The organism is Acinetobacter sp. UBA3106 (assembly GCA_002365595.1).
In the GTDB taxonomy this organism is placed as follows: domain Bacteria; phylum Pseudomonadota; class Gammaproteobacteria; order Pseudomonadales; family Moraxellaceae; genus Acinetobacter.
This window is the reverse complement of sequence record DFAM01000004.1, coordinates 1-5544: the sequence shown is the minus strand read 5'-3', so window position 1 is coordinate 5544 and position 5544 is coordinate 1. Positions and strand designations below refer to the sequence as shown.

Annotated in this window: 7 protein-coding genes; 4 read left to right on the top strand and 3 right to left on the bottom strand. The window is 40.6% G+C overall.

Annotated features, from left to right (window positions below):
- The 3 genes from B4C48_RS01695 to surE form a co-directional block, all read right to left on the bottom strand.
- Positions 1–735, bottom strand: a 735-nt coding sequence (locus B4C48_RS01695; protein WP_291352805.1) for a LysR family transcriptional regulator, incomplete at its 3' end; no start/stop codon positions are given.
- A gap of 93 nt (positions 736–828) precedes the next feature.
- Entirely contained in the window at positions 829–1638 is an 810-nt protein-coding gene (locus B4C48_RS01690; RefSeq protein ID WP_291352803.1) for a peptidoglycan DD-metalloendopeptidase family protein, read from the bottom strand.
- 114 nt (positions 1639–1752) lie between these two features.
- Positions 1753–2523 (bottom strand): 5'/3'-nucleotidase SurE, encoded by a 771-nt coding sequence (surE, locus tag B4C48_RS01685; RefSeq protein WP_291352801.1) that lies wholly within the window; start codon positions 2521–2523, stop codon positions 1753–1755.
- A 111-nt stretch (positions 2524–2634) separates the two neighbouring features.
- Between surE and B4C48_RS01680 the strand changes: the two genes are divergently transcribed.
- The 4 genes from B4C48_RS01680 to B4C48_RS01665 all read left to right on the top strand — a co-directional run bounded on the left by B4C48_RS01680 (position 2635) and on the right by B4C48_RS01665 (position 5542).
- Positions 2635–3009, top strand: coding sequence for an MCR_0457 family protein (locus B4C48_RS01680; protein ID WP_291352799.1), 375 nt, complete (start codon positions 2635–2637; stop codon positions 3007–3009).
- Positions 3010–3237: 228 nt separating this feature from the next.
- Positions 3238–3627 (top strand): MCR_0457 family protein, encoded by a 390-nt coding sequence (locus B4C48_RS01675; RefSeq protein WP_291352796.1) that lies wholly within the window; start codon positions 3238–3240, stop codon positions 3625–3627.
- Between the two features lie 118 nt (positions 3628–3745).
- Positions 3746–4894 (top strand): D-alanyl-D-alanine carboxypeptidase PBP5/6, encoded by a 1149-nt coding sequence (dacC, locus tag B4C48_RS01670; RefSeq protein WP_291352794.1) that lies wholly within the window; start codon positions 3746–3748, stop codon positions 4892–4894.
- Between the two features lie 93 nt (positions 4895–4987).
- Complete coding sequence (locus B4C48_RS01665; protein ID WP_291352792.1) at positions 4988–5542, top strand: gamma carbonic anhydrase family protein; 555 nt, start codon at positions 4988–4990, stop codon at positions 5540–5542.
- Positions 5543–5544: the final 2 nt, after the last annotated feature.

The window sequence follows — 5544 nt, the reverse complement described above, 5'->3', positions numbered from 1 at the left end:
ATATAAAATTCGTGCAATACCATGCCCTTGCAAACATAATGACTTTGCCACCAGAACGTTATTGGTACTTAAACGTGATTTCATTTCCAGATTAACTGTTTCACCCAACGCTGCATTTTGAAATGAAAAATGTTGATAATTTTTCATTATATTGACTGGAATCAGATCATGATTATTTAGGTCTTCAGGTCGTGATACAGGTGCCGATTGATTCAAATAACTTGGTGAAGCCACCATCACCTGCTCAACCAGAGCCAATGGCACTACATTCAAATTATGATCTTCTATTTTTGGACTCATGCGTAAAGCAATATCAATCCGCCCCTCGATTAAATCAATGTATTGATTATCTGCCTCTACATGTACATCGAGACCACGGTGCGCCTGCATCCAATGAGATAGTGCAGGAATCACATGATTAGCACCAAGTTCTGGGGTTGTGGCAATGCGTAAATCCCCAACCAAGTCATCACGTAACTCGTTGATACGGATTTTTCCGCGCTCTGCAGCGGCGAGCATTTCTTGACAGCTGTGGAAAAAAGCTTGTCCGGCTTCAGTCAAATTTAATTTTCTAGTCGATCGATGTAGAAGCTTAACTTCCATTTCATTTTCTAGAGAACGAATTTGCTGACTCACGGCGCTGGTCGTGATTCCTAACTCACGTGCAGCACCGCTAAACGAGCTTTTTTCAACAACACAAGCAAACACACCCATTGCTCGAAGTTGATCTAACATAAATTTCCCTCTGAACTTATGATTACTTTATCTTTCCGATAAAAGCAACTCATTGTATTATACGGTGAAATTTATGTTTTGTATTCTTAAAATTTAATTTATTGGTAAAACATTAGTCGGATTGATAGGTTTACCGTTTAGACGTACCTGGAACTCGAGCATGGTCCGATTGGCTCCTGTTGAACCCATTTCAGCAATTTTCTGCCCTGCTGTCACATTCTGGCCACTGCTGACATTCATTTTACTGTTATGCGCATAAGCAGTAATGTAGCCATCTATATGTTTAATCAGAATTAAATTACCATATTCTTTTAGACCATCTGCTGCATAGACCACCTGACCATCTGCCGCTGCAAAAATTGCATCTCCGGTATTACCGCTATAACGAATGCCCTTCACATTTGCAGCAAGATTAAAGTTTGCAATCACGGCGCCATTACTTGGTTTTACCCAGCGCAAACTAGAGACTTGCGAGGAGACTACAGGTGCCGTGGTGGTGGTTACCGGAGCAGGCCTATTCACCGGTGCAGTCGGAATTTGAACGGTTTGACGTTGAATTGGCGCTGCTTGTGTCACCGCTTGAGTTGTCGTGGTACGACGTGAACCTGAATCTTTTAAACGTAAAGATTGACCAACATAAATGCGATATGGCGCCGTTATATCATTCATATCAGCAACACTGGTATAAGCTAGACCATAACGTGCAGCAATCCCGCTTAATGTGTCTCCAGATCGAACTGTATAGTAGTCTGGTGCAGTGGCATAACGTGTTGCATTATGAACTTGTGGTTTTGAAGCACAGCCGCTCAAAATAGCAGTTGCAATAACAGCTGTAGACAACACCATGGTTTTCAACAAGCCTGCAGGCACAGCAAATAAGCGATACGATGACACCAAGTGCATTAATCTTCCTCTCTACACATAAGTCAATTTTAGGTTTGCGCTAAGATTAGCAAAAAAGCTTCTGAAAAATATGTTCAATTCTGCTTTTTCACAAAGTTATAACACTACTGGCCACTATTTAGAAAACTGTGCATGTAATGTGTGTAAAATCTCATAATTAGTGGCGTCCATTTGAATTGGCGTAATACTGACGTACCCATTTGCCACCGCAAAAAAGTCCGATTCGATTTCGGTTACACCTTTTTTGGGTTCAGCCACAGCCTCTCCTGACAAGCCAATCCAGTAAACCTGGCGTCCACGTGGGTCTACATGACTGGTAATGGGTTTAGATTGACTGCGACGTCCCTGATAAGTAATTTTCGAACCTTGCAATTCAGATACATCTGGAATATTCACGTTAAAAATATGGCGTGGAGGTAAAGTCGGCAGACCTTGGGCAATAAAATCATGCACCCATTTTGCGGCCACTGCATAATCATTCGGACTGTCATAAGAACGTACATTTGGCCCTGCCATAGATACGGCAATGGCAGGTTGTTTCATCAGGCGCCCCTCAAAGGCTGCTCCGACAGTGCCTGAGTAAAGTACATCATCACCCAGATTTGCCCCGCTGTTAATTCCGCTAACCACCAGATCAAATTCAAAATCGAATAAACCGTTCATGGACAGATAGACACAGTCTGCAGGTGTTCCATTGACTGCCCAGACATCTGCTGAAATTTGAATCGGTCGTAAAGGGCGATCTAAAGTCAGTGCGCTGGAAAAACCACTGCGTTCACTTTCAGGGGCAACAATGACGACACGCCCCAGAGGAGCCAAGGCTTGAGCCAAGGCCTGAAGACCGGGAGCAAAAACGCCATCATCATTGGCAATTAATATATTCACTTAAACATCTCGTAAAGGTTAAAAATGACTGATCAGAACATTTGATTGAATTGTATAGAAAATTATATATATTTGACGCTCAACATCCATTCAAAAAGTGTGATTTAAAAAATGATTAAAAGCATATCATTTCGTGGCTTATTGGGGTTAGGCATTGCAGCATTGTTATCTTCCACTGTTTTAGCCGATGAAGGCTTATCTGTGGAAGAAGCCAATACTATTGTGAAAGAAGATATTGCTTCAACTCAAGTGATGGCTGAAGTATGCCCTGCCATTGTGGGTAAAAATGCAAAATTTGATCAAAACATTCAGCTGTTAATTAAAACTTATCTGCAAGACTATTCAGATAAATCCATGACTTTTGATAAAATTCAGACAGATTCAGAATATAAATCTGTGCTAGAGGAAGCGCGTCAGGCAGCAAAAGAAACCAGCAAAGATGAACAACAGTCGGTTTGCGATGATGTAGTCAATTATCAGGCTTAATATAGAGCACTTGTTATATATAGAATAATCAAGATATTAAGCGTTTTGTAATGATTCCGGGCATAAAGAAGAATTCTTTTTATACCTTTTTTTAACTCTTTTTGGAGCAATTTTTTTTATTGACCGGGTCGTTTCAACAGCTTCAATACATTTGTGTACTTACAATTACCAAAAATTTCGTTAAGCTTATTTTTATTGTGATGTTTTTAAATAATTTAGGTCTGTTTAATGAAAGTATCCCTGCTCAAATCTGTTTCCCTAGGTTTATTCACCACTGCTCTTATGACAGTTTCAGTGACTCATGCAGCTACGCAAAAAGATGAAAATATTGAAGTTACTCCATTACAAAAAGTGACTCAACAAGAACTGGCCGCCATTTATGTACTTTCAGAAGTCTGCCCAGGTTTAGTCAAAGATAAGGCTCAGTTTGAACAAGGATATTCCAAACTGGCTCAGGAATATTTACCCGCAGAAAAAGATGCTGTTTCTACGCTATCAAAACTCAGCAAAGAGAAAAAATTTAAGCCTATTTTAGCTGAAGCACGTAGCGATGCGAAAAAGGCCGGAGATGCAAAAAACCAGGAGATTTGCCAAGAACTCTCTGCATACAGTAAATAATACCAATTGGTTACAATACTTTTGAAATAAGCCGATTCTCACGGTAGAAGTCGGCTTTGCTTTGTCCTAAAATGCAAAGCTCTTTGTGCTTATTATTAAGATATTGGAACCACCCAGAATGACCCACAAAAGCGCCCTTGCTGCATTATTACTATTGCCGAACTTCACATACGCAGCAACTGTCTTATCTGCTCCGCCAGAACTCAATAATAAATCTTATGTGTTAATGGATTATGAGACAGGGCAAATCCTCGCATCAAAAAATGAAAATGAAAAATTAGCACCGGCTTCAATGACTAAAATGATGACCAGTTACATCATTGAACAAAAGTTATTGAGTGGTGATCTCACGGAAGATGAAAAAGTTCGCATGAACGAATCTGCCTGGTGTCGTGGTAGCAGTACAGAATCATGTATGTATGTACCACTCAACGGCACTGCAACAGCATTAGAAATGTTACGTGGGATTATCATCCAGTCAGGTAATGATGCTTCAAAAGCCATGGCAGAACACATTGCGGGCAATGAAGGTACTTTTGCCCACATGATGAATCAGGAAGCAAAACGTATTGGCATGACCAATACCAGCTTCATTAATGCAACCGGTATGCCTGCTGAAGGTCACTACTCGACTGCAAAAGATATGGCGACACTTGCACAACATATCATTCATGACAGTTCAAAGTATTACCCAATCTACTCTGAAAAAGAATTCACTTTTAACGGCATTAAACAAGGCAACCGTAATGCCTTGCTTTATACCGACCCAAGTGTAGACGGTTTAAAAACAGGTCATACTGAAGAAGCAGGTTATTGCTTAACCACTTCTGCTAAACGTGGTCCACTACGTTTAATTTCAGTGATTTTTGGCGCGCCAAGCATGAACGAACGTGCATCACAAACACGTGAAATTTTGGCTTGGGGTTATGCGAACTTTGAAACCGTTAAGGTTCAACCTGCCAATCAGGTTTTGGCCAAGTCAAAAGTTTGGTATGGCAAAAGCAACGATGTGCAAATTGGCCTGGCAGAAAACTTTAATGTGACTATGCCTAAAGGCGAAGCCAATGCCATTAAAACCCAGTTAGTCGTTCAGCCTAAATTGACTGCACCACTTAAAAAGGGTCAAGTGGTGGGTAAATATGTCGCTAGCCTGAATGGTAAAGTGATTGCAGAAAAACCGCTGGTAGCTCTTCAAGCTGTTGAAGAAGCGGGTTTCTTTGCCAAAATGATTGATCACATCAAACAATTCTTCGCAAACTTGTTCTAAGTTCAGCTTTAGACTTAAGTTAAGGCACCCACATTTCGGTCTGGGTGCTTTTTTATTTTATAATACTTGATAACTACAGATTGAAACCTTCACATGGCTAAAAATATTCGTCCCTATTTAGATACCATTCCGCAAATTGATGACTCTTGTTATGTTGATGACATGTCAGTGGTCATTGGCGATGTAGTACTTGCTGAAAATGTTTCGGTATGGCCCTTTGCGGTGATTCGTGGTGACGTGAATCATATTCACATTGGCAAAAATTCCAATGTACAAGATCATGCCATGTTGCATGTGAGTCATAAAAAAGCCGATAAACCCGAAGGTTCTCCGCTCATTATTGGCGAAGATGTCACGATTGGTCATCATGTCAAACTGCATGGCTGTACCATTGGCAATCGCGTACTGGTTGGCATCAGCAGCATTGTTTTAGATGACGTCATTATTGAAGATGATGTGATGATTGGTGCAGGCTCTTTGGTTCCACCACGTAAACGTCTGGAAAGTGGTTATTTATATGTTGGTAGTCCGGTACAGAAAGTCCGTCCACTCACAGATAAAGAAAAAGAATTTTTACCTTATTCAGCACGGCATTATGTGAAGGTGGCGAATAATTATTTGGATCAAAGTTGTGTTATTCCCAAGTAGAA